This window comes from Thioalkalivibrio sulfidiphilus (assembly GCF_000377945.1).
GTDB lineage: Bacteria > Pseudomonadota > Gammaproteobacteria > Ectothiorhodospirales > Ectothiorhodospiraceae > Thioalkalivibrio_A > Thioalkalivibrio_A sulfidiphilus_A.
In genome coordinates this window covers 1-22,526 of record NZ_KB898932.1, presented here as the reverse complement: position 1 = coordinate 22,526, position 22,526 = coordinate 1, and the positions used below count along the sequence as shown (strand labels likewise).

At 67.3% G+C, this 22,526-nt stretch carries 25 protein-coding genes; 16 read left to right on the top strand and 9 right to left on the bottom strand.

Translation table 11 applies throughout. From position 1 onward, the window contains the following. Window positions 1-100 precede the first annotated feature (100 nt). Together D580_RS0106425 and D580_RS0106420 are read left to right on the top strand one after the other, a co-directional pair. A complete protein-coding gene (locus D580_RS0106425) occupies window positions 101-1,309 on the top strand; it encodes an alkaline phosphatase family protein (protein WP_018953601.1) in 1,209 nt (402 codons plus the stop codon). A 47-nt stretch (window positions 1,310-1,356) separates the two neighbouring features. Then, the gene (locus D580_RS0106420; RefSeq protein ID WP_012636757.1) at window positions 1,357-1,656 is read left to right on the top strand and encodes a hypothetical protein; all 300 of its coding nucleotides are present in this window, start codon (window positions 1,357-1,359) and stop codon (window positions 1,654-1,656) included. A gap of 122 nt (window positions 1,657-1,778) precedes the next feature. Here D580_RS0106420 and D580_RS0106415 read toward each other — a convergent pair whose 3' ends face one another. The 6 genes from D580_RS0106415 to D580_RS0106390 all read right to left on the bottom strand — a co-directional run bounded on the left by D580_RS0106415 (window position 1,779) and on the right by D580_RS0106390 (window position 5,660). Further along, window positions 1,779-2,144 (bottom strand): hypothetical protein, encoded by a 366-nt coding sequence (locus D580_RS0106415; RefSeq protein ID WP_018953600.1) that lies wholly within the window; start codon window positions 2,142-2,144, stop codon window positions 1,779-1,781. Between the two features lie 155 nt (window positions 2,145-2,299). Next, window positions 2,300-3,589: an ATP-binding protein gene (locus D580_RS0106410; RefSeq protein WP_018953599.1), complete on the bottom strand. Its 1,290-nt coding sequence runs from the start codon at window positions 3,587-3,589 to the stop codon at window positions 2,300-2,302. Next, the gene (locus D580_RS0106405; RefSeq protein ID WP_018953598.1) at window positions 3,589-4,269 is read right to left on the bottom strand and encodes a response regulator transcription factor; all 681 of its coding nucleotides are present in this window, start codon (window positions 4,267-4,269) and stop codon (window positions 3,589-3,591) included. Before D580_RS0106405 ends, D580_RS0106410 begins: the two co-directional genes overlap by 1 nt. 16 nt (window positions 4,270-4,285) lie before the next feature. Next, complete coding sequence (locus D580_RS16820; protein WP_231363509.1) at window positions 4,286-4,660, bottom strand: PepSY domain-containing protein; 375 nt, start codon at window positions 4,658-4,660, stop codon at window positions 4,286-4,288. Between the two features lie 40 nt (window positions 4,661-4,700). Further along, window positions 4,701-5,234, bottom strand: coding sequence for a glycine zipper 2TM domain-containing protein (locus tag D580_RS0106395; protein WP_018953596.1), 534 nt, complete (start codon window positions 5,232-5,234; stop codon window positions 4,701-4,703). A 78-nt stretch (window positions 5,235-5,312) separates the two neighbouring features. Next, window positions 5,313-5,660, bottom strand: coding sequence for a hypothetical protein (locus D580_RS0106390; protein WP_018953595.1), 348 nt, complete (start codon window positions 5,658-5,660; stop codon window positions 5,313-5,315). Between the two features lie 408 nt (window positions 5,661-6,068). On the opposite strand from D580_RS0106390, the gene D580_RS0106385 reads away from it, so the two are divergent. From D580_RS0106385 to D580_RS0106360, 6 genes are all read left to right on the top strand, one after another. Continuing rightward, complete coding sequence (locus D580_RS0106385) at window positions 6,069-6,458, top strand: thioredoxin family protein (RefSeq protein WP_018953594.1); 390 nt, start codon at window positions 6,069-6,071, stop codon at window positions 6,456-6,458. A 183-nt stretch (window positions 6,459-6,641) separates the two neighbouring features. Continuing rightward, complete coding sequence (locus D580_RS0106380) at window positions 6,642-7,058, top strand: thioredoxin family protein (RefSeq protein ID WP_018953593.1); 417 nt, start codon at window positions 6,642-6,644, stop codon at window positions 7,056-7,058. A 51-nt stretch (window positions 7,059-7,109) separates the two neighbouring features. Further along, complete coding sequence (locus D580_RS0106375; RefSeq protein WP_018953592.1) at window positions 7,110-7,415, top strand: DUF2288 domain-containing protein; 306 nt, start codon at window positions 7,110-7,112, stop codon at window positions 7,413-7,415. Next, window positions 7,415-8,170, top strand: coding sequence for a spermidine synthase (locus D580_RS0106370; protein ID WP_018953591.1), 756 nt, complete (start codon window positions 7,415-7,417; stop codon window positions 8,168-8,170). The genes D580_RS0106375 and D580_RS0106370 overlap by 1 nt, the downstream gene beginning before the upstream one ends. Window positions 8,171-8,307: 137 nt before the next feature. Continuing rightward, window positions 8,308-8,691, top strand: coding sequence for a DUF3775 domain-containing protein (locus D580_RS0106365; protein ID WP_018953590.1), 384 nt, complete (start codon window positions 8,308-8,310; stop codon window positions 8,689-8,691). A 122-nt stretch (window positions 8,692-8,813) separates the two neighbouring features. Next, the gene (locus D580_RS0106360; RefSeq protein WP_018953589.1) at window positions 8,814-13,232 is read left to right on the top strand and encodes a DEAD/DEAH box helicase; all 4,419 of its coding nucleotides are present in this window, start codon (window positions 8,814-8,816) and stop codon (window positions 13,230-13,232) included. A 364-nt stretch (window positions 13,233-13,596) separates the two neighbouring features. Here the strand turns inward: D580_RS0106360 and D580_RS0106355 are convergent, their stop codons facing one another. The 3 genes from D580_RS0106355 to D580_RS16115 form a co-directional block, all read right to left on the bottom strand. Further along, window positions 13,597-15,138 carry a phytoene desaturase family protein gene (locus D580_RS0106355; protein ID WP_018953588.1) on the bottom strand — a complete coding sequence of 514 codons (1,542 nt, stop codon included), beginning with the start codon at window positions 15,136-15,138 and terminating at the stop codon, window positions 13,597-13,599. Between the two features lie 80 nt (window positions 15,139-15,218). After that, window positions 15,219-15,596: a hypothetical protein gene (locus D580_RS0106350; protein ID WP_018953587.1), complete on the bottom strand. Its 378-nt coding sequence runs from the start codon at window positions 15,594-15,596 to the stop codon at window positions 15,219-15,221. 381 nt (window positions 15,597-15,977) lie between these two features. Continuing rightward, window positions 15,978-16,124, bottom strand: a complete 147-nt coding sequence (locus tag D580_RS16115) for a hypothetical protein (protein WP_018953586.1) — start codon at window positions 16,122-16,124, stop codon at window positions 15,978-15,980. Window positions 16,125-16,212: 88 nt separating this feature from the next. Between D580_RS16115 and D580_RS0106340 the strand changes: the two genes are divergently transcribed. From D580_RS0106340 to D580_RS15250, 8 genes are all read left to right on the top strand, one after another. Beyond that, window positions 16,213-16,626 (top strand): hypothetical protein, encoded by a 414-nt coding sequence (locus tag D580_RS0106340; protein ID WP_018953585.1) that lies wholly within the window; start codon window positions 16,213-16,215, stop codon window positions 16,624-16,626. Between the two features lie 325 nt (window positions 16,627-16,951). After that, the gene (locus D580_RS0106335; RefSeq protein ID WP_018953584.1) at window positions 16,952-17,437 is read left to right on the top strand and encodes a Na+/H+ antiporter subunit E; all 486 of its coding nucleotides are present in this window, start codon (window positions 16,952-16,954) and stop codon (window positions 17,435-17,437) included. Next, the gene (locus D580_RS0106330) at window positions 17,430-17,708 is read left to right on the top strand and encodes a monovalent cation/H+ antiporter complex subunit F (protein ID WP_018953583.1); all 279 of its coding nucleotides are present in this window, start codon (window positions 17,430-17,432) and stop codon (window positions 17,706-17,708) included. Before D580_RS0106335 ends, D580_RS0106330 begins: the two co-directional genes overlap by 8 nt. Next, window positions 17,705-18,004, top strand: a complete 300-nt coding sequence (gene mnhG / locus D580_RS0106325; RefSeq protein WP_018953582.1) for a monovalent cation/H(+) antiporter subunit G — start codon at window positions 17,705-17,707, stop codon at window positions 18,002-18,004. Before D580_RS0106330 ends, mnhG begins: the two co-directional genes overlap by 4 nt. 3 nt (window positions 18,005-18,007) lie before the next feature. Beyond that, complete coding sequence (locus tag D580_RS0106320; RefSeq protein WP_018953581.1) at window positions 18,008-18,958, top strand: hydrogenase subunit MbhD domain-containing protein; 951 nt, start codon at window positions 18,008-18,010, stop codon at window positions 18,956-18,958. Beyond that, entirely contained in the window at window positions 18,955-19,233 is a 279-nt protein-coding gene (locus D580_RS0106315; protein ID WP_018953580.1) for a cation:proton antiporter subunit C, read from the top strand. Before D580_RS0106320 ends, D580_RS0106315 begins: the two co-directional genes overlap by 4 nt. After that, window positions 19,230-20,672, top strand: a complete 1,443-nt coding sequence (locus D580_RS0106310) for a complex I subunit 5 family protein (RefSeq protein WP_018953579.1) — start codon at window positions 19,230-19,232, stop codon at window positions 20,670-20,672. The genes D580_RS0106315 and D580_RS0106310 overlap by 4 nt, the downstream gene beginning before the upstream one ends. Window positions 20,673-20,890: 218 nt before the next feature. After that, window positions 20,891-22,312, top strand: a complete 1,422-nt coding sequence (locus D580_RS15250) for a proton-conducting transporter membrane subunit (RefSeq protein ID WP_231363508.1) — start codon at window positions 20,891-20,893, stop codon at window positions 22,310-22,312. The last annotated feature ends 214 nt before the right edge of the window (window positions 22,313-22,526 follow it).

Below are 22,526 nucleotides of genomic sequence, written 5' to 3'. Positions count from 1 at the left end.
ACCGAGTCTACGCGAATAAAGTCCGACAGACGCTCATTCAATGGGATCGGCGGCCCTGTTCCCATGACGGAACGCCTCGCATCGGGTTACGCTCCCCAAAATGGCACAGGCCCATGACAACCCCACAGGTTTCGCGGACCTTCAGCCCGGATGGTCCCCGCCGGACTACACCGGCGAAGGCATCGCCAACCTGATGCAGAGCCTCGCCCTGGGGCTGGGGGATCGCGCGCCGCACAACGCCTTGCCGCCCCTCAACGGCCTGCCGCCCGAGTCGGTCGCCCTGCACCGGCGTGTGCTGCTGCTGGTGGTGGACGGGCTGGGCGATGCCATGCTCGCCGACCCCGGCCTGTACCCGAACCTGCGTGCCCACCGGGTGAGGGCCCTCTCCTCGGTCTTTCCCACCACCACGGCGGCGGGCATCACCACCTACCTCACCGGCCAGCCGCCCGCACGGCACGGACTGACCGGCTGGTTCACCTACATCGAGGCCCTGGACCAGGTCATGGCCGTGCTGCCGGGCCTGCCCCGGGGCGAGGGCCCGGGCTACGGGGATCTCGCCGTCACACCCCGGGAACTGCTGGGCCTCGATCCCCTGTTCGCGCGCCTGTCCGTGCCCACCGCCAGCGTGAGCCCGGCACGGATCGCCAACTCGCCGTTCAATCGCAGCATCAGCGGCGATGCCCGGGGCTATGTCTACAAGGACCTGGCCGGCTTCTTCCGACAGACCCGCCGGGCCGTGCTGGACGCACCCGGCTTTGTCTACGCCTACTGGCCAGAACTGGACCACCTGGGTCATGAGCATGGCGCCGACAGCGCCGAGCTGCGCGCCCACCTGGCGGAGCTGGACGCGGGCTTCGCCCGGTTGTTGGAGGGTCTGGCCGGCAGCGACACCCTGGTGCTGCTCACCGCCGACCACGGCATGATCGACGCGCCCCGGCGCGTGGACCTGACCCGGCACCCGGAGATCGCCGCCTGTCTGAGCCGCCCCTTGTGCGGCGAACCCCGGGTGGCCTTCGCCTACGTGCGCCCCGAGGCCAGGGCGGCATTCGCTGAGCGCGTCATCGCGGAACTCGGCCACTGCCTGAGCCTGGTGGACAGCCGGGTGCTGCTGGAGAACGGCTGGTTCGGGCCCGGCCCCGTCCACCCGGCCCTGGCCGGGCGGGTGGGCGACTTTGCCCTGTTCATGCATGACGGCTGGATGATCTTCGACCGGGTACCCGGAGAGAAGCGCCCGCCTCGAATGGTGGCGGTGCACGGCGGGCTCAGCGAGGCGGAACGCCTGGTGCCGCTGGTGATGGCGCGGGTCTGAGCCGTACCCGTGATAAAATCGGGGCCTTACGCATGAGGTCCGCAGCCATGATTGATCCAGATGACGCCTACCAGACCGCCGCCACCGAAACCGTGGAACTGGCCAACCGGCTGGCGGCCGACACCCCCGACAACCACCCCTGGGACATCGCCGACGGCCTGCTGGCCGGCGCCGTGCACTACTGGCTCTACAGCCGCCAACCCTGCGGCGACCCCATGTGCGAGGACTGCAGTGCCTTCGCCACCGCCGACCTACGGGTGGCGGAACTCAAGCGCCTGGTGGAACAGCTCGCCCAGGACAGCGATTACTACCATTCGCCGACGGATGTGAACGTCGGTCGCGCGTAGCGCGATCGACAGTGGCTAGTGGCAAGTCTCAAGTGGCGAGGAACACCACCCTCACCCCGACCCTCTCCCTGAGGGTGAGGGGGCTCTACTTGCCACTAGCCACTTGAGACTTGCCACTGCCCTCAAGCACTTTCATCCAGCCGCCTCACACCTCCGGTCTGCCCGAGCATCTCGCTGATCCGCTGCTCCAGGAGATCGGCCGGGGCGCGGTAGGGACTGCCGTGGCTTCCCCGACGCATCACGTTGCTCTGGCGCTGCTCCTGTGGTTCGGCCAGGGCCACCCGCAGGCGTCCCAGCATCTCCCGTTCCTGGCGGTCGCGGCGTTCCTCCTCGGTGCGCGCCGAGTCCGAGGACGGCACCGGGCGACGGATCGATTCGGCGCCGGCGCGCTCCGCCTCGCCGCGCACGGGCACCGGCCAGGTGGATTCCGGATCGCTGCGGATGACCGGCGGCGGCAGGGCGGTGAACTGGACGGGGGCGAGGGACACGGCGACTTAAGAAGTGGGAAGGGTGAATTGGGAAGTGGGGCAGGGAGTAGGAGTTTAGAACTTTTGGGGAGAATTCAACATTCAAAATTCAAAGGAAAACCGGGCGCCATCCCCCCTTTGAATTTTGAATCTTGAATTTTGAATATTTCTTCGCCTCACCCCGGCAGCACCACCCTCACCTGCGCCCCGCCCAGGGGGCTGCGGTCAATCTCGATACGGCCCTCGTAGGCGACGACGATATCGGCCACCACCGCCAGGCCGATGCCCTGGCCGGGGACCTGCTCGTCCAGGCGCCCGCCCCGGGTGAGGATGGTGGGCACCTCCTCGGGGGGGATGCCGGGGCCGTCGTCGCAGACGGACAGTGCCAGGCCCTCGCCGGTCTGGCCGGCGATGACCCGCACCCGACTGCCGCCATGCTTCCAGGCGTTGTCCATCAGGTTGCCCAGCAACTCCATCAGGTCGCCCTCGTTGCCGCGAAACTGAAGGCTGGACGGCACGTCCATCTCGAACTGCACGTCCCGTTCCGGATAGACCTTGCCGAGCGTCGAACCCAGGCGCTGCACCAGGGGCGCCACGGGGATGGGCGCGCTCAACACCGTGCGACCCGAGGTGGCGGCCCGCTGCAGCTGGTAGGCGACGATGCGTTCCATGCGCTCCAGCTGCTCCAGGGCCTGATCACGGTCCGGGTCCCGGGTGTCCAGGGTGCCGCGCAGCACCGCCAGCGGGGTCTTGAGGCTGTGGGCCAGGTTGGACAGGGCGTCCCGGTAGCGGGCCAGCTGGGCCCGCTCGTGGTGGATCAGGGCGTTGAGGTTGTCGGTCAGGCCCTTCAGCTCCACGGGGTAGCGGCCCTCCAGGCCGGGCTGTTCGCCCCGCTCCACGGCGCGCAGTTCCCGGGCCACCTGCCTCAGCGGCTTGAGGCCCTGGGACAGGGCAACGCCCTGGGCCGCCAGCAGCAGCACCGCCAGGGCCGCCAGGGCGCCCCAGAGGCTCTGGCGGTATTCCGAGAGTTGGGCCTCGAAGGCACGGCGGTCCTCCAGGATGCGAAACTCCAGGGGGTAGAGGCGTTCCCCCAGCTCCCAGTTCACGGTCAGGTTGACGGTGAAGGGCAGGGCGCCGCGGTCCGGGTCACGGCCCAGGGCCGAAGGCGAGATCCACAGGCGCTCGCCGGCCGGGGTGCGGATCTCCGCCACCAGCCCGGACTCCGGCAGCATCAGGCGCGCCTCGGGCAGGCGCTCCGGGAGGATGACACGCCCGCCGGGATCCACCTCGGTGACCCCCATGAGCAGATACAGCTGGGCGTGCAGGCGCTCGTCCAGGGCCTGGGCGGCGCTGTCCCGGAAGGCCCGCTCCAGGGCGAGCGCGGTGAGGCCGGCGAACACCGCCACCACCACGGCGGCGATCAGCCCCACCCGCAGGCTCAGGGAGTTGAGGCGGCCCCGGGGCATCAGGTGTCCGGGGTCAGGGTGAGCCGGTAGCCCCGGCCGCGCAGGGTCTCGATGGGGGTCAGGCTGCCGTCCGGGTCCAGCTTCTTGCGCAGCCGGCCGATGAGCACCTCTAGCACGTTGCTGTCCCGGTCGTCGTCGTGGGCATAGAGATAGTCGGTCAGGGTCTGCTTGGAGACCACCTGCCCGGCGTGGCGGGCCAGGTATTCCAGCACCCGGTATTCGAAGGTGGTCAGCGAGACCGGTTCGCCATTGCGGCTCACCGCCTGGGCGGCGGTATCCAGCACCAGCGGCCCCAGGGCCAGGCGCCCGTCGGCGCTGCCGGCGGCGCGCCGCGCCAGGGCCCGGATGCGCGCGACCAGTTCCTCCATGTGGAAGGGCTTGGCCAGGTAGTCATCCGCGCCGGCCTCCAGGCCCTGCACCTTCTCCTGCCACTGACTGCGGGCGGTGAGGATCAGCACCGGCACCTTGCCGCCCCCGGCACGCAGGCGGCGGATCACCTCCAGCCCCGGCAGGCGCGGCAGGCCCAGGTCCACCACCGCCACGTCGGCGGGATATTCCGTGAGCTGGAACAGCCCGTCCTCGCCGTCGGCGCTGGTGTCCACCATCCAGCCCTCCGCCTCCAGGCGGGTACGCAACTGCTCGCGCAGGGGCGCCTCGTCCTCGATCACGACTACACGCATGGCCTGGTTCTCCGCTTCACAGCCATTCCCCGGTCTCGGCGTCCACCCGGATGGTGCGCACCCGCTGGTTGTCCACCAGCACCCGGATCACGTGCACCGTGGTGCCGTTGTGTTGCTGGGTCTCGGCGGACAGCACCCGCCCGCCGGTGCGACGCTGCACCTGGGCCACGGCCTGGTTGAGAGAGACCTGGCCATTGGCCTGGGCCAGCCGGTAGGTCGGATAAGGCGCAGCCGCATCCGGCACCAGGGTCACCGCGGCCTGGGGCTCGCTGATCGGCCCGGCGGCGAGCTTGTCCGGCCACGGGGCGGCCTGCACGGACATGACCAGGCCAAGGCTCAGGACCAGTGCTCGGCCGAGGCCGCGAAGCGATGAAGAGACACGGGTGTTCATGGACTCAAGTGTACCGCCTCGCGGCTCCGGGGAAAGGGCTTCAGTCGATGGGATCGACGGTCACGCGCACGCGCACCGTCCGGCCCGGATCGTAGGGCATGGTGCGGGTGTACTCCTGGCCCTGGTAACGGTAGGTCACCCGGTAGCCCACGTGGCGCTCTTCCTCGTAGAAGCGCTCCACGATCTGGCACTGCTGCTCCTGGGTGGTGTAGACCCGGGTCTGCTGGCGGCTCTGGGCCATGCTGTTGCCGATCACGGCGCCGGCCATGCCGCCCACCACGGTGGCCGCATTGCGGCTGTCGCCCTTGCCGATCTGGTTGCCCAGCACGCCGCCGATCATGGCGCCGGAGAGGGTGTAGGCACCGGTGCTCGGGCCGGTCTGCTGCACATGGCGTACCGGCTGGGTCCAGCATTCCTGGGCGGGCGCGGCCACCCGCACGAGCTCCTTCACCGGGCGCACGTCCACCACCCGGGCCTGGTCGTAGAACACGCCGCCGGGGCGGTCGAAGGCCTGGGCCGCGCCGGTGGTCAGCGCGGCCAGTGCCAGGGGAATCGCTGCATATCGGGTTTTCATGACGGCATCTCCTTGAGGGTTCTTTGCCGTGTTCAGGTTGCCTCGGGCAGCCTGAACACGGCCTGAATCCGCCAGCGTTCAGTACTGGGTGCGGTAGCGGATGGTGAAGTCCAGGGTGTTGCGCGGCACCGGCTCGTGATAGATCACCGTGGGCGCGCGGTAGACCGGCGGCCGATGAACCGGGGTGTGGTGGTACACGGGATAAACCGGCGCCCGGTGATGATGCTTGTGCTTGTGCTTGCCGCGATAGCCATGGGCCGGCGCATGGGGCGGCGGACCCGGACGGAAATGGCTGCCGCCGTAGGTCACGGTAGTCACCGTGGTGGTCGTGGTATGTCCATAGGGACCGGCCATGGCCAGCCCCGGCAGCAGCAGCGCGGCACCCACGACACCGGCGCCCAGACGGATCAGATGCTTCTTGTTCATGACGGCTCTCCTTACGGTTGCGGGCACATGCCCTCGAGTGTCGCCGTCAGGCTATCCCCGCCGCCCTGAACGCGGCCTGAATGTGGTTGGGGGGTTCGGTTTCCATGAAGTCCCGCAGGCGGATGAAAACTCTGTCCTCTCACGGAGCCACGGGGGCACGGGGTTTTGGAACAAATGACTTTCTCTGCGCCCCTGCGCCTCCGCGAGAACATCATGCCTTTGGTTTGCTGGGTTGCAATAAACCAATCCTCTCGCGGAGGCGCGGGGGCGCAGGGAAAATCTTATTGGTCTAAAAACCGGTGGCTCCGTGAGAGGACACCGTTTTTTTCGCCTCCCGTCTCCCGCCTAACACCTCACCCCCCAACACTTGTATCTTGTCTCTGCCCACTTGCCTCTAGAGCCTTCCTCATGGACCGCCTCGCCGTCTTCTTTGCCCTGCTGATCGCCGCCTACTTCGGCTTCCAGTTCTGGCTGCTGTACCGCACCCGCAACCAGCAGGGTCGGCCGGCCCCGGAGCTGAGCGATCTGCTGGACCCGGCCCTGCTGGCGAAGCCGCGCCTGGTGTTCTACTTCTGGAGCCCCGCCTGCCCCATGTGCGGCCAGGTGACCCGGGTGATCGACAGCTTGCTGGAAAGCCGCGACGACATCGTCAAGATCAACGCCATGGAACAGCCGGAGCTGGCGCGCCGCTTCCGTGTGATGGGCACCCCCACCCTGCTGACCGTCTCCGACGGCCGCATCCAGCGCATCCTGGTGGGCGCCAAGAGCGAGAAGGCCATTCGCGAACTGGTGGGCTGAGCCCGGGGGAATCACGCAGGCCGGATGCGTTGCGCTTATCCGGTCTACGACACACCAAAAGGCCATCCTCTCACGGGGGCACGTGAGAGGACACTGTTTTTTTGCCTCCCGCCTCCCGCCTAACACCTCACCCCCCAACACTTGTATCTTGACTCTGCCCACTTGCCTCTGGAGCCTTCCTCTATGGACGGCCTCGGCTTCTCTTTCCTGCTGTTCCTCGGACTGCTCGCCGCGATGCAGTTCTGGCTGCGCCGCTGCGCCCGGCTCATGGAAGGCTGCACCGCGCCCCGGCTGGATGACCTGATCGATCCGAAGTGGTTGCTTCAGCCGCGCCTGATCCTGTATTTCTGGCGCCCCGGCTGTCACATCTGCGGCCAGACCTCCAGCATCGTCAACCCGCTACTGGAGACGCGCCGAGACATCCTCAAGATCAACGCCCTGGAAGAACCCGAACTGGTGCGACGCCTGCGCCTCACCGGCACCCCCGCCCTGATCGTCATCGCCGGCGAGCGCATCGAGCGCGTACTCATCGGCTCGCGCAACGAGCAGGAGATCCGCGCTTTACTCAACGCCTGGCCCGAAGCCGATGAACACGAGTGACCCGTTTTTTGTGTATCTTCTTCCTTGCCACTAGCCACTAGCCACTGCCTTATGCACGACACCGCCGCCGAACTCCGCGCCCGCCTCAATGCCGAGACCGGGCCCATCTCCTGGCCCGAACTGGAGCGCCATTTCGCCCGGGGCGTGGTGGTGCACGTGGCGCCCGAACTGGACCTGGTGGAAGTGGCCGCGCGCATGGTGGAGGACGACCGGGACAGCATCAGCGCCTGGATGGACGCCGGACAACTGGGCCCCGCCACCGACGCGCAGGCCCGCGACTGGCAGACCCGGCGCCCGGACTTCTGGGCCGTGGTGGCCGCCCCCTGGGTAGTCATCCAGGAAAAGTCCGCCGGCTGATGCTCATCTGGTCCCACACCCGCGGCGGCACCCGCTACGAGGTGCGCACCGCCGGCCGGGTGCACCGGCTCTACACCGACGGCATCTTCCACAGCCAGGCCCATCCCGAACGGCTCGCCACCGGCCACCTCTGGGACCTGTTCAGCCTGCCCGTCCTGCTGCGCCGTGATCCCGGGATCGGGCGCGCGCTGGTGCTCGGCGTGGGCGGCGGCACCGCCCTGCGCCAATTGCGCGGCCTGGGGGCAGAAAGCGTCGACGGCGTGGAACTGGACCCCACACACCTCAGCATCGCCCGGCGCTTCTTCGGCCTCACCGGACCCGGCATCCGCCTGCACCGGGCCGACGCCCGGGACTGGCTTGCCCGGCACCGGGGCCCGAAGTTCGACTACCTGGTGGACGATCTGTTTGGCGGCGAGGACGGCGAACCCCGTCGGGCCATCCCCGTGGACGCCGCCTGGGCCCGGCAGTTGCTGCGCCACCTGGCCCCGGGCGGCACCCTGGTGATCAATTTCCCCGGGGCCTGCGAACTGCAGGCCTGCGCCCTGCTGCGTCAAGCGACCCTGCGCCGGCGCTTCTCCAGCGCCTGGATGCTGCAGCACCCCCGCTACGACAATGCCGTGGGTGTATTCCTGCACGACTCCCTCAGCGCCCGGGGCTTCCGCCAGCGCCTCGACCGCCTGCCCGCCGGGCATCCGGCACGGGGGCTCGCCCGCACCCCCGTGCGACTGCACCGCCTGGGAGCCTGTCGGACTTAGGCTGCTCCTACTGCGCCGGAGGGAGAGCGAGGCTCGCTACGGGCACCTAAGTCCGACAGGCTCCCAAGCTGATCGCTGATCCGTTCTGCTTGGTCTATGCTCCGGGCATCGAAACCCATCCGCATCGGAGGTACCCCATGCTGGAGATGAATCCGGACATCGTCTGCGCCATCATCGAGCGCGCCCGGGAATTCCACGCCAAGGAGGAGGTGGTGATCACCGAGGAGCCCGGTAGCCCTGCCGACGACTGGGCCCTGCAGGTGCTCGCCGACCACGCCGACGACCTGACCTACCAGGACCTGAAGACCCAGATCGACGACCTGGACCCGGAGCAGCAGGTGCAGCTGGTGGCGCTGATGTGGATGGGACGGGGCGACTACGAGGCGGACGAGTGGGACACCGCCCTGGCCGAGGCCAAGGACAACTGGACCCCCACTACGGCTGAATACCTGATCGCCACCCCGCTGGTGGCGGACTACCTCAGCGAGGGTCTGGACATGCTCGGCTACAGCTGCGAGTAGGAGGCCCGACCCCGGGCCGAACCTCCGCAACCTCCGGACGCAGCGCCTGACCTCGTGTCAGACAAGATGTGCCAGGTCGCCGGCTTGGCATCTCCGGTCCCCAGGGTCACACTTGGCCGACCATGTTCTCCCGCCCCACCCACACCTGGTTCACCGACAACTTCACCGAACCCACCCCCGTGCAGCGGGAGGGCTGGGCGCGCATCGCGGCCGGTGACCACGCCCTGCTGGTGGCCCCCACCGGCAGCGGCAAGACCCTGGCCGCCTTCCTGGCCGGCATCGACCGGCTCATGCAGGAGACCGGCGATGCGAAAGCGGGCGTGCGGGTGCTCTACGTCTCGCCCCTCAAAGCGCTGGTCTACGACGTGGAGCGCAACCTGCGCGCGCCGCTCACCGGCATCCTGCGCACCGCCGAACGCCTGGGCGAACCGGCGCGCGAACTGCGCGTGGACATGCGCACCGGCGACACGCCCCAGGCGGAACGCCGGGCGCAGCTCAAGGACCCGGCCCAGATCCTGGTCACCACCCCCGAATCCCTGTTCCTGCTGCTGAGTTCGAAGGCACGGGAGAACCTGCGCACGGTGCACACGGTGATCGTGGACGAGGTGCATGCCCTGGCCCCCAGCAAGCGCGGCGCGCATCTGGCCCTGTCCCTGGAACGCCTCACGGAGATCACCGACGCCGAACCCCAGCGCATTGGTCTCTCCGCTACCGTGAACCCGCCGGAGCTGGCCGCCCGCTTCCTGGGCGGCGACCGCAAGGTGGCCATCGTCGACACCTCCGCGAAACCCGCCCTGGACCTGCACGTGGAGGTGCCGGTGGCGGACATGGAGGCGGTGCAGGCGCCCGCCACCACCACACCCCGCGGCGGCTCCATCCTGGGCGAGCTCTACGCCCGGGAGGTGGCCAGGCCCACCCCCGAGCGGGGCATCTGGCCCGCCATGTACCCGGCGCTGGTGGCGGCCATCCGCAGCCACCGCTCCACCCTGATCTTCGTCAACAGCCGGGGCCTGGCCGAGCGGCTGACCCAGCGCCTCAACGAGGTTGCAGACGAACCGCTGGTACTCGCCCACCACGGCAGCGTCTCCCACGAGCGCCGCGCCGAGATCGAGGAGGGCCTCAAGGCGGGTCGCCTCAAGGGCATCGTCGCCACCAGTTCGCTGGAACTGGGCGTGGACATGGGTGCGGTGGACCTGGTGATCCTGGTGGAGTCCCCCGGCAGCGTCGCCCGGGGCCTGCAGCGGGTGGGCCGCGCCGGGCACCAGGTGGGCGCGGTGAGCCGCGGGCTCATCTACCCCAAGTTCCGGGGCGACCTGCTGGAATGCGCCGTGGTGAGCGAGGCCATGCTGGAAGGTCTGCTCGAACCCATCAGCGTACCCCGCAATCCCCTGGACGTGCTGGCCCAGCAGCTGGTGGCCATGGTCTGCGACACGCCGCGCACCGTGACCGAACTGGAGGCCCTGGTGCGCCGCGCCCACCCCTACCGGGAGCTGTCCCGGCCGCTACTCGAAGGCGTGCTGGACATGCTCTCCGGCCACTACCCCTCCGCCGAGTTCGCCGACCTGCGTCCCTGGCTCGCCTGGGACCGGGCCGAGGACCGGCTCACCCCGCGCCGGGGCGCGCCCATGGCCGTGCGCCTCAATGCCGGCACCATCCCCGACCGGGGTCTGTACGCCGTGCACCTGGGCGGCGCCGACGGCCCGCGCCTGGGGGAGCTGGACGAGGAGATGGTGTTCGAGACCCGCGCCGGGGAGAACATCCTGCTGGGCGCCAGCACCTGGCGGGTGGAGGAGATCACCCGGGACCGGGTCATCGTCAGCCCCGCACCGGGCGAGCCGGGCAAGCTGCCCTTCTGGCACGGCGACAGCCTGGGCCGCCCCGTGGAATTGGGCCGGCGCATCGGCGCGCTCACCGCAAGACTCGGCGCCCTGAGCCAGGCCGAGGCGGCCCGCTGGCTCGAGGCGCACACGCCGCTTTCGCCGTTCGCCGCCGGCAATCTCGCCGCCTACGTGCACGAGCAGAAGCAGCACACCGGCGTGCTGCCCACGGACACCGCCATCACCGTGGAGCGCTTCCGCGACGAGCTGGGCGACTGGCGCGCCTGCATCCTCTCCCCCTTCGGCGCGCGCATCCACGCCCCCTGGGGCATGGCCCTGCAGAACCTGCTCTCGGCCAAAAGCGGCTTCGAGGTGCAGGTGATGTACACCGACGACGGCATCGTGCTGCGCTTCGCCGACACCGACGCCCTGCCCGACGCCGACGAGCTGATCCCCGACCCGGAAGAGGTCGAGGCACTGATTACCGAACAGCTGGCCACCACCGCCCTGTTCGCTGGCCTGTTCCGGGAGAACGCCGCCCGGGCCCTGATGCTCACCCGCAACCGTCCCGAGGGGCGCACGCCGCTCTGGGCCCAGCGCATGAAGTCCGCCCAGCTGCTGGCCACCGTGAGCCGCTACCCCGCCTTCCCCATCGTGCTGGAGACCTACCGCCAGGCGCTCTCGGACGTCTTCGATCTGGTGGGTCTCAAGGCCCTGCTGGCCGACATCCGCGCCCGCCGGGTGCGGGTGGACGAGGTGGAGACCCGCTCTGCCTCGCCCTTCGCCCGCTCCCTGGTGTTCGCCTACGTGGCCGCCTACATCTACGAGCAGGACGCGCCGCTGGCCGAACGCCGTGCCCAGGCGCTGACGCTGGACCGGGGCCTGCTCTCCGAGCTGCTGGGCCAGGCGGAGCTGCGGGAGCTGCTGGATGCGGAGGTGCTCGCCGAACTCGAGGCGGAACTGGCCCACGAGACCGGGGACACCCGCGCCCGGGACGCGGACGAGCTGCACGACCTGCTGCGCCGCCTCGGTGACCAGACTATGGTTGAACTCTCCCGCCGCTGCACCGAAGACCCGGCACCCTGGCTGGAGACCCTGAAACACTCGGGTCGCGCCGCCGCCGTGCGCATCGCAGGCGAGCCCCGCTTCATCGCTGCCGAGGACGCGGGCCTGTACCGGGATGCCCTGGGCGTCGCTCCGCCCCCCGGCCTGCCCGACGCCTTCCTCGCGCCCGTCCCCGACGCCCTGGAGCAACTGCTGCGCCGCTTCGCCCGCACCCGCGGCCCGTTCGTGACGAAACAGGCCGCGGCACGCTTTGGCCTCACCGAGGCCCAGGTGATGCCCGTGCTGCGCGCCCTGCTCGCCGAGGGCCGCCTGGTGCAGGGGGAACTGCGCCCCGGCGGCCGCGAGCCCGAGTGGTGCGACGTGGACATCCTGCGGCGCCTCAAGCGCCGGACGCTGGCCAGCCTGCGCCACCAGGCCGCCCCGGTGGAGGCCCGTGCGCTCGCCCGCTTCCTGCCCGAGTGGCACGGCATCACCCGGGAGACCGGACAACGTCGCGGGGGTGCGGCGCGGCTCATGGACGTGGTGGCGCAACTGGAGGGCCTGCCCCTGCTCTGGTCCCTGCTCGCCGAGGTGATCCTGCCCGCCCGGGTGAGCGGCTTCACCCTCGAAATGCTGGACATGGCCGCCGCCACCGGACAGGTGGTGTGGGTGGGCACGGGCGCCCAGGGGCCGCGGGACGGGCGCGTGGCCCTGTACCGGCGCGAGCGCGCCCCGCTGCTGTTGCCGCCCGCGGGCGACCTGCCCGGCGAGCCCCTGCACCGCACCCTGCTGGAACACCTGGACCGGCGCGGCGCGAGCTTCTACCTCGAACTGGAGACCGCCGTGCAGCGGGCCCACCCCGAGGCCAGCGCCGCCGACTTCCGCGCCGCACTCTGGGACCTGGTCTGGGCCGGGGCCATCACCAACGACACCTTCGCGCCCCTGCGCGCCCTGGCACGGGGCCCCGCCAAATCCACGGGACGCAGCGCCCGGCGCGGCGGTCAGGCCCTGGCCGGCGGGCGCTGGTCACGGGTGAGCGAGCTGCGCGACCCGGCCATCAGCGACACCGAGCAGGCCGTGGCCCGGGCCGAGATGCTGCTGGAGCGCTACGGCATCGTCAGCCGCGAGGCGGCCGTGGCCGAGAACCTGCCCGGCGGCTTTGGCGCCGTCTACGGCGTGCTGCGCGCCATGGAGGAGTCGGGCCGCATCCGCCGGGGCTACTTTGTGGAGGGCCTCTCCGGCGCCCAGTTCGCCTGGGCCGGCAGCGTGGACCGCATCCGCGGCATCCGCCTGGAGGACGACCCCCAGGCGAGCGGGGAGCCGGTGGCCCAGTGTCTCGCCGCCATGGACCCCGCCAACCCCTTCGGCACCCTGCTCCCCTGGCCGGAGCCGTCCGGCGACACCCGCCCCCGCCGCGTCCCCGGCGCCTGGGTGATGCTCGTCGACGGCTTGCCGGTGCTCTACCTCGGCCCCGGCGGCAAGCACCTGGTCACGCTCGACCAGGAACCCCACCACCTGCTTGCCGCCTGCCGCGCCCTGCACCAGATCCCGCGCACCGGCCGGCGACGCCTGATGATCATCGAACAGGTGGACGGCGTACCGGTGAATGAGTCGCCCCATACTGGCGTACTGCTGGAGGCGGGGTTCGTGCGAGACTATCGGGGGTTTTCCAGGGCCTGAGCGTCGAAGCACCGGCGCAGTACAAAACCCGTTCTCTCACGGGGCCACGGAGGCACGGGGATTTCATCACAAAGGCCTTTCCCTGCGTCCCTGCGCCTCCGCGAGAGCATCATGCCTTTGGTTTGATTCTCAAGAAAAAACCGATTCTCTCGCAGAGACGCGGAGGTGCAGGGGTGATGAAATGAATTGCTTTGCTCCGTGGCCCCGTGCCTCCGTGAGAGGAAAGGCTTTACAGCCAAAATCATGAACTCTCGCCAAGACGCGAAGACGCAAAGGAAAAGAGCTTTCAATGGGGTTTCTTTGCGTCTTAGCGTCTTGGCGAGAGAAATTGTCTTTTCAAGCCTGAACTGCAAAAGAGACGCCTTTATCTTGGCATCTGCATCCACAAACGAGGCTCAATCGACGCAGCGGCCATTATCCCGCCCATGAACGCGCCCTGGATCCCCGGACTGATAAGATCCTGCCCTGCGAGCAACAGGCCTGGCACTGGGGTACGCACCTTCAACGCCTTGTGGCGCATGCGTTCGGCCGACATCACGAGCCCGTACATGGCGCCACGGTCCGCATGAACAAACGATGTCTGGGATAGCGGTGTCGAGACTTCGTGGAAATCGATCAAGGGCGCGAGACTCGGAAAGTGGCGCTCGAACTGTGCCAGCAACCGCTCGCCGATCCGCTCCTTGGCCGCCTTGTACGCCTCGGGCCGGTCTCCATGCTTACTGTCCGACCATGCCGCGAAGGGTTCCCACCGACAAATCACCACGACCTCGGCCGTGTGGTGTTCTGGGTCCGGATGCGCCGGGTCTTTGAGCGAGGGGAACGACACAAACAGGGACGGAGGGTCATCATCCGCCGGCCGCTCCCATACCCGTCCCACGTCGAAGTCTTCATACACCCAGATGTTCGCGCTTGTCGCGCCATGTGCCCTGATGTCACCCCGGAATCCCAGGTAGAGCGTGACATAGGAAACACTGGGGTCGATCGACTCAATCTCGCGTCGCCACTCAGGCGCCACCTCCTTGGGCAAAGCGGCAACGGTATTGCGCGCACCCATTGCCGAGACGACTACGGACGCATCGATGCTGTCGCCATCCACGAGACGCACACCGACCACTCGACCATCAGCAACACGGATCTCTGAAACAGGTGCATATGTGCGCAGCTCGCCACCGGCGTCGCGTATGGTTTTCCCAAGTTCCTCGGCGAACCGCGCTGGACCACCAATCGGGTAATAAGCGCCGTTGGCATAGCTATCCGTGACCAAGGCGTGGATCGCGAACGGCGACTGCGCGGGCGGGACGCCGTAGTCGCCCCAGCGCGCAGTGAGAACGGCGACTAGACGGGGGTCACGGATCTCGCGGACTGCCTCGGCTGTCGTGATGGAAAGTGCACGCCGAACGCGGCGCGCGTTCACCCACCGCAGGACCGCCGCCACTGGCGCGGGGGCGGCCTTGGCCGCGAACAGTGCCATGGTCGCCTTCTGGGCCTCGTCGCAGGCCCAGAAGCACCGGTCGATCGCTTTGGCCTCATCCGGAAACAGGGCTTTGAGCCGTTCTACGTAAGCGGCACGCGGCGCCTCGACAGGCACCTCCAGTCCGGGCAGCCGCAAGATGTCGTAAGGCGAGCCCAAGGATGAGAAACACAATCGCCCGTCGGTCAGCCATCGAAGAATGTGACCGAATTGATGCTCGTGGCCCGACCCATCGCCAACGCCACCAATGTAATGGACTCCAGTTGCGAATGTGTATTCGCGACGTCGAAACGTCTGCGTAAGCCCCCCAAGCTGGAAGTGCTGCTCAAGGAGCAATACCCGTCGGTTGCACTTTGCCAATGACGCCGCTGCCGCAAGCCCGCCTATTCCTGAACCGACGACGATCACATCGAAATGTCGGGCGTCTTCACTCATACCAGTGCTCCGATAGGCTTCGAGTCGCCCAGGGATACCGTCACCCTGACCGCATTAAGTTATCTGCCGCATGAGCAAGCTCAGTCACGATTAGTCGCCTGCTGATCGAGAATCGATCTTAACTGCTGGACCAATGCCTCGGTCTCTGACGCGTCTCGGGATAAAACAAAGCCTGAACTGAGTCGTGTTCCCGCTTTATTCCACACGACCTTGACCACAGGCACACCATAAACCCAGCGACCCGAGTGCCACTTTCCTACTTTTACGCCAATCACATCCAGGAAGTTGATCATGATGGGCTGGTCAGTAATGTATCGTCTAAAGATTAAAGCAGAAGCGTCGATCCAGTACTCGCCGTTTCCGCGCGCCAAGAGACCATCCTTGGAATAACGACGCCACCATTTCTCATCAATCTCTGTTCCGAGATAGTGGCCACGCTTCTGCTCAGTCAGGCTCATTCGAGTTCCTTGTCAATCTGCCAGATCATTCATTTTCGCGAAAGAGCCAATCAATACTATCCTCTCAGGTGCGGCGGTGCTTTCTGAACAAATGCATTTCCCCGCGTCCCTGCGCCTCCGCGAGAGCATCATGTCTTTGGGTTTGTTCCCAGCATAAAACCGCTTCTCTCGCAGAGACGCGGAGGCGCAGGGGTTTTTCAAATGAATTGCTTTGCTCCGTGGCCCCGTGCCTCCGTGAGAGGAAAGGCTTTAAAGCCAAAATCATGATCTCTCGCCAAGACGCGAAGACGCAAAGGAAAAGAGCTTTCAATGGGGTTTCTTTGCGTCTTAGCGCCTTCGCGAGAGAAACTGTCTTTCCATGGCCGGCACAAACTGTGCCCGCTACTCCCGCCAGTATTCCGGCCGGTTCATGACATCCGCGCACACCACCCGGCCACGCACCGTACCCAGCAGGCCCGGGCGCAGGGCCTTAACCATCCAGGCCGCTTCCGGTTCGATGGGATAGGGACGGACTTCGCGTATCTGCATGAGTCTATTCACTCTGTGGACATCATGAGGACTGATGGCCGGATACGTTACACTGCAGCTCCCTTTCACGTCCTGACGGAGACCCCAGATGCGCGCACCTTTGATCCTTGCCCTGCTGCTCTCCCTCCTGCTGGCGGCCTGCGGAGGTTCGGGCCCCGCCACGGGCATCAGCGGTACCGTGAGCCTCGATCCGCAACTGGCCGATCAGGTCTCCGGCGAGGAAACCGTCTTCCTGTTCGCCCGGCGTCCCGCCGGACCGCCCATGCCCCTGGCCATCCAGCGCCTTCAGGTGAGCGATCTGCCTTACCGCTTCCAGCTGGACGACAGCCACGCCATGACCGACACGGCGCTCTCTTCCGTGGATGAGGTGATTGTCGTGGCCCGCGTCTCCCGCTCCGGGCAGGCCATGCCGCAACCCGGGGACCTGGAGGGGCAGAGTGGGCCGGTCAGCACTGCCGGCACCACGGACTTGAACATCGTGATTGATCGTGTGCGGCCATGACCTTCCCGTCTGAGCAAAGATCAGTGACATCGAAATCGCTCACTGAGCGCAATGGCGCTCTGTGTGAATCACAGGCCTCAAGAAACGGATTGACACACCAAGAAACCCGTTCTACCTGCATTCCATCTCGGGTTTAATCCGGGCTTCTCAAGCCGCCACAGCAATGCCATGCTGTTCACTTCGCAAAGCAGCCACGGTTCGCGACATGGATGCCCCTCCATCCCGATCTCACGGATCGAAACCCAATGGGATTGTCATATCCCGGCGAGGTGGGATTTCCTGTGACTCAACCACCCGGACATCAGCGCGAGGAGACCGACTGGCCATGGCCGGTTTTATCCAGCGATTGACGGTCTACGCTTTCCTATGGTGGGTCCTGAGCGGCGGTTCCGCCGCCTCCTGGGCCTGGGGGCTACCGGCGATACTGCTGGCGGCACTGTTCAACCCGTTCCCGCCCGAACGCGGTGTGATTTGGCACCCCACGGCGTTGCTGGCATTCGTGCCGGTGTTCGTGGTGTTCTCCCTGCGCGGCGCACTGGATGTGGCCTGGCGTGCGCTGCATCCCCGCCGGCCTCTTCTCCCCACTCTGGTGGACTACCCTTGGGCATTGCTTCCTCCGGGACGGGGCAGGGTATTTCTCGCCAACCTCATCAATCTCATGCCGGGCACATTGTGCGTCAGGATCACAGAGCACTCCATGACCGTTCATGTACTCAGCCACCCCGCCCGTACCATGGCTGCGTTGCAACGGCTGGAGGGCGTTGTGTACCGTCTGTTCGCCTCGGACCCGGAGTCATCTCGTCATGGCTGACATCTATCTTGGCATCAGCGTGTTGCTGATACTCAATATCCTCGTCGGCCTGATCAGGGTCCTGAAGGGACCCACAGCCGCCGATCGCATGCTGGCTGCGGAGATGTTCTCGACCTCCGCCGTGGTGATCCTCCTGCTGTTCGCCACGGCCACGGGGCAGGACAGCCTTGTGGACATCGCCCTGGTCTTTGCCCTGCTGTCAGCCGTCGCCGTGGTGACCTTTGTCAGCCGCCTCTGGATTGCCAGGGACTCCAAGGGGGAGGGGGCATGACGCTGATTGAAGGGTTGGGCCTCGTGCTTGTCCTCTGCGGGATACCCTTTTTCTTTCTCGGCACGCTCGGATTGTTGCGATTCCCCGACGTGTATACGCGGCTGCATGCGCTGGCCAAGGGAGACAACGTCGGTCTCGGCCTGGTGTGCCTGGGCCTTGGCCTTCAGTCTGGCAGCCTGACCCTGGCCCTGAAGATGCTGGCGATCTGGTTGCTGATGCTCATCGCGAGTGCCGCGGGGGCGGGGCTCATTGCTCGCACCGCCCTGGCGAGGGGTGTCAAACCCTGGGGCCTGTGACCCATGAACTCCCTGCTGGCGTTCGATATCCTGCTCGCCGCCCTGCTGCTCTGGCTGGCCTGGCAATCCATGTTTGCCGCCAGCCTCTTCCGGGCAGTCATCAGTTTCATGATCTTCGGCCTGTTGATGGCGCTCACCTGGGTCCGCCTGGATGCACCGGACATTGCGCTCGCCGAAGCCGCCATCGGTGCAGGGATTACCGGCGCCCTGCTGCTCTCGGCACTGGGACGATTGCCCAGGAAGCGAGCCGGCAACTTGCGTCATCGGCATGGACTTCCCGGCCTGTTCTGGATCCTGTTTGGGTTATCCATGTCCTTGGCTGCCTGGCTCTTGTGGCACCTGGGTCCGCAGCAGCCGCCAGCGCCCGGCCTGGGTGAGCTAGTCGCCTTGAGTCTGCCCGATACCGGCGTGAACAACCCCGTGACCGCCGTGCTGCTGAGTTACCGCGCCTTTGACACCCTGCTGGAAATCGGTGTGCTACTCCTCGGCACCCTGGCCATCTGGTCATTGGGTCCCTCGCCCTGGTCCACGGGGCCTGTCATGCCTTCGCCGGCGCTGCCCTCCCTGGCCCGGGCACTGTTCCCCGCCTTCGTCCTGATCTCCGTTTACCTGCTCTGGCGTGGGAGTCACGCGGCGGGCGGCGCGTTCCCCGCCGGCGCAGTCATGGGCGCCGGCGGGGTGCTGATGCTGCTGGCGGGTGCGACGCCCTGGCTCACCAGTGAGGAGCGGGGGCCCTGGCGCTGGATCCTGCTCCTGGGGCTGGGAATGATGCTGACCGTGGCCAGCGCTTCGCCGCTGCTGGGCTATGCCTTTTTTCAGTATCCGCCCGCCTGGTCGGCAAGGATCATCCTGATGATGGAGGTGGCTGCAGCCCTGTCCATCGCCTTATTGCTGTTCGCCCTGTACCTGGGTGGGCAACCACCCGCGCGCTGGCGCGACGGAGGTCGGCCTTGACGGTCTTTCTCCTACTGGCCACCGGGCTGTTCGTCATGGCCTTGTACGGGGTATTCGCGTCACGCAATGTGCTGCGGCGGATCCTCGCCCTCAATGTGCTATCCACCGCCGTGTTTCTTTGGCTGGTCACCGTAGCCCGGCTGGCACCGGAGCTGGATCCGGTACCCCATGCCATGGTGCTGACCGGGATCGTGGTCACGGTCAGCACCACGGCCGTGGCCGTGGCCTTGGCGGTACGTCTGCAGGCCCCGGACCGGGGAAGCAAGGGATCGTGATCGGAGATGCCTTCCAGGGCGGTGCCATTTTGCTGGTGGCAGCGCCCCTGTTTGCCGCCATGGGGGCCTTTGCCCTGCCGCGAGCCGGCGCCACACTGGCACTGATCGCCGCCGCCGTGGTCCTCATCTCGTCCCTGACACTCCTCTGGCTGGTAGGCAGTCAAGGCGCCTGGCGCCTGGCCCTGGGCGCCTGGACACCCCCCCTGGGGATCGGCTGGCAGGTGGACGGACTGGGCGTCACCCTGCTTCTACTGACAGCCCTGGTGATGACCGGCGCGGGGGTCTACAGGGTCGCTGAGGGCGCGGGGCAGGACCCGCTGTTCTGGTCCCTCTGGCTGTTTCTGTGGACCGGACTCAATGCCCTGTTCCTGTCCGCCGACCTGTTTAATCTCTATGTCACCCTGGAACTGGTCTCCCTTGCCGCAGTGGCCCTGATCGCCACGGCCGGTGGGCCAGCCCTGACCGCCGCTTGGCGTTATTTCATTTCCACTCTGCTAGGCTCCTGTGTGTTTCTCATGGGGGTCGCCCTGGTCTACGGCCAACACGGCAGCCTGGATCTGACCCTGTTGCATGAGAAACTGGCCCCGGATGCGCTCAGCCTGCTGGGCGCGGTTCTAGTAACCTCGGGGCTGCTGCTCAAGGGCGCAATTTTTCCACTGCATTTCTGGCTGCCCGCCGCTCACGGACGTGCCCCGGTCGCCGTCAGCGCGGCGCTCTCCGGCGTGGTGGTGGCCGGCGCCTTCTACCTGCTGGTCCGTCTCTGGTTTGGCCCCTTCGCACTGCTGTTGAGCGAACCCGTGGCCGTCACCCTGGGCCTGCTGGGCGCAGGCGCCATCCTCTGGGGAGGCATCATGGCCCTGCTGCAGCGTCGCCTGAAGATGCTGATTGCCTACTCGACGGTGTCTCAGCTCGGTTACGCCCTGCTGGCCTTCCCCCTCGTCGCCGCCTCGGGTGCCCTCGCCACCCAGGCCTGGCAGGGCGCTGTCGTGCTGGTGCTGAGCCACGGCCTGGCGAAGGCCGCGCTGTTCCTCTCCGCCGGGATACTCGCCCTCAGCCTGGGCCATGACCGCGTGGGCCGACTGGGCGGGCCCGGCGCAGGACCCGGACTGGCCTGGCTGGCCATCGCCCTGGCAGCCGCCAGCCTGGTGGGACTGCCGCCAACGGGTGGTTTTCTGGCCAAGTGGTGGCTGCTGCAAGGGGCCTTGGTCGGCGAGAGCTGGTTTTGGGCCGGCATCATCCTGGCGGGCAGCCTGTTAACCGCCGCCTACCTTTTCCGGATCTTGTCCGGTCCGGTCACGGGTGACTTCCCGCAGCCCTCCGTTCGGGGCCTTCAGACCATGGGGCTCACGGCCCTGGCCCTGGCCCTGGGGGCCTGGATCCCCGCTTTCCTGCCGATGCCTCTGGCCGACATGCTGGCCACTACCTGGAGCACGCCATGACCGGAGGTATCCCGCTGGCATCCTCGGACCCACTGTGGTTGGTTCTGGCTCTGGGCACCCCCTGGCTGGCGCTCTCTCTTCTTTGTATCGCCCGCGTCAGACGGCGTGCCTTGGGCTTGCTCCCATGGGCGCCTCTGCCGGCCCTGGCAGCAGCGCTCTTGGCCCCCACGGAGGCAACGCTGTCCCTGCCCGCCCTGTTCTATGGGACCGGGTTTCGCATGGACGAGGTGGCCCGGGCCTTTCTCCTGCCCTCGGCGTTGATCTGGTGTCTCGCCGGCTGGTTTGCGGCCAGCCGCCGGGGATTGTCCAGCAGCCCGGTCTTCGCCGGCTGCTGGTTGCTGGCGCTGGCCGGAAACCTGAGCCTGATCCTGGCGGCGGAACTGCTCGTGTTCTACTTCGGGTTCGCGCTGATGACCTTTGCCGCCTATGGGCTGGTGGTCCACCAGGGCAGTCCCCAGGCCCTGAATGCAGGACGATGGTATCTGTTCATGATGTTCCTCGGGGAACTGTGCCTGTTTACCGCCGTGGCACTGCTGGCCGTGGCCGCTGGAGCCGCAACAGCCCTTGGACTTGCGTCTTACCATGGGCTGACCTTGGGGCTGTTTGCCGTCGGTTTCGCCATCAAACTGGGGCTAGTGGGCGTACACACCTGGCTGCCCCGCGCCCATCCGGTCGCGCCGGTACCGGCCAGCGCCGTATTGAGCGGGGTGATGATCAAGACCGGCATTCTAGGCTGGTGGCGGGTGAGCGAGCCGCACGGGCCGCTGTTGTCGGACTGGGGTCCATGGTTAATGTTTCTGGGGATCGTGACGGTCTTCTACGGCATCGCGTCAGGCCTGAACAGCCGAGAACCCAAGACGGTTCTGGCATGGTCCAGCGTCAGCCAGATGGGCCTAGCCGCGCTGCTGGCCGGTCTTGCCCTCACGTCCCCGGGTGCTGGCCACCTGGCCTGGCTGGGCATCGCCTGGCTGGTTTTGCATCACGGTCTGGCGAAAGCCGCACTATTTCTCGGTGCCGGGCTATTCCAGGACAGCCAAGGCAAGGCGCGTGGGTGGATTGGGCTGCTGCTTTGTCTGCCTGCGCTTGCCCTGGCCGGCGCACCCTTCACCAGCGGCTGGTTCGCCAAGGCGGCGCTGGACGCCGCGGTGATCGAGGCTGGACAAGGCGCATGGCTGCCATGGCTACTCACCGCCGGGGCCGTCGGTACCACGCTCCTCATGGCGCGTTTTCTCCATAGCCTCTGGGTGACTCCCGAAGCTGATGGCCTGCCGACCCGGGGTCCGTGGCTGCCGTGGGGGTTCAGCATCGTCTGCGTGCTGGCGCTGCCCTGGACGGCCTGGGTGCCGGAGCATGTCAGAGACATGGCAAACGGACCGTTGGCCCTTCTGTCGGCCCTGTGGCCTGTAGTCCTCGGCCTGGCGCTGTACATGGCATTGTTCACCAGACCCGCTACGGCAATCCGATGGCCGTGGCGGCCAAGGGCCTTCGGTCCCAGGGCCGCCATCCCGGCGCTGCTCCCGGGTCTGGTCCACGTAGAACGCCGCATGCACCGCTGGTCCGTCGTCGGGACGCTGTTCATGTTCGTGATTGCGCTCCTGTTGGCCGCCCTTTCGTTGAGGATCTCAGGACCCGTGGCGTGAGCGCTCCCGGCCTCTCTCACGCTTGCCGGATCACGCCCGCCGACATGCCCGGGCCTGTCTAGCCCGCATATCTCACCACCGTTCGTAGCGAGGGCGTCGAGATGCCGCTGTGACGGGGCGCGCACAGCGGAAGACGGCGCCGGCGTAGCCGACACTACGTCAAGCCGGCTGAAGTGAGCACGCCCCGTCACAGCGAGCAGATCGGCGGCCGCAG